Source organism: Belnapia arida, assembly GCF_016773205.1.
Lineage (GTDB): Bacteria > Pseudomonadota > Alphaproteobacteria > Acetobacterales > Acetobacteraceae > Belnapia > Belnapia arida.
The window spans coordinates 1-1084 of the sequence record NZ_JAETWB010000147.1; the positions used below are offsets into that span (position 1 = coordinate 1).

Below are 1084 nucleotides of genomic sequence, written 5' to 3' on the forward strand. Positions count from 1 at the left end.
CACCCGCACCTGGCGGCCGGAGATGGCTGGGTAGTCGTACTCGCAGCAGATTCATTCGCCCCGACGCGGCGCGGTGCACGACGATGCTATCGTGGAGCTCGACCCCGCATCCCTGCCGGACGACGTGGAGGCGCTGCGCGCGATCGTGCTGGCGCAGCATGCCGAGCTCACCGGCCAGCGCGAGCTCATCGCGCGCCTGCGGCTCCAGCTCGCCCGGCTGCGCCGCATGCAGTTCGGCCGCTCGTCGGAACGGCTCTCCCGCGAGGCCGACCAGCTCGAGCTGGCGCTGGAGGAGTTGGAGACGGACGCGCCTGCCCCGGCAGAGCCGGATGTCCCCCAGGCTGGCGAGGGCACGCAGGAGCGCCCGGAGCGCCGCAAGCCCGCGCGCCGTCCCCTGCCGGACCACCTGCCACGCGAGACGGTCGAGCACGGGGCGGATGTCTGCGCCTGCCCGGCCTGCGGGGGTGCCCTGCGGCGCCTGGGCGAGGACGTCACTGAGGTCCTCGACTACGTGCCGGGGCAGTTCCGCGTCATCCGCCACGTCCGCCCGCGCCTGTCCTGCCGGGCCTGTGAGACGATTACACAGGCGCCGCCACCCTCCCTGCCGATCGTCCGTGGGCGCGCCACCGCGGGCCTGCTCGCCCATGTGCTGGTGGCGAAGTATGCCGACCACTTGCCTCTTTACCGGCAGAGCGGGATCTACGCCCGCGCGGGCGTCACGCTGGAGCGCTCGACGCTGGCCGACTGGGTCGGCCAGTCGGCAGCACTGCTCCGCCCCCTCGTCGAGGCGTTGGCTCGTCACGTCATGGCCGGGGGCGTGTTGCACGCCGACGACACGCCGGTCCCGGTGCTGGCGCCAGGGACGGGCAAGACCAGGACCGGCAGGCTCTGGGCCTACCTACGCGACGAGCGCCCGCATGGCTCCAAGACCCCGCCCGCCGTGCTCTATCGCTACAGCCCAGATCGCAAGGCCGAGCACCCAAAGGCGCATCTGACGCCGTTCACCGGCGTGCTGCAGGCCGACGGCTACGGCGGGTTCGAGAGCCTCTACGAGGGCGGGCGCGTCGTCGAGGCGGCCTGCTGG

The 1084-nt window shown here is 73.0% G+C and carries 1 protein-coding gene; it reads left to right on the plus strand.

Annotated features, from left to right (window positions below):
- Window positions 1–91 precede the first annotated feature (91 nt).
- Window positions 92–1084: IS66 family transposase (gene tnpC, locus JMJ56_RS33110; protein ID WP_202836120.1), on the plus strand; the 993-nt coding region annotated here is incomplete at its 3' end.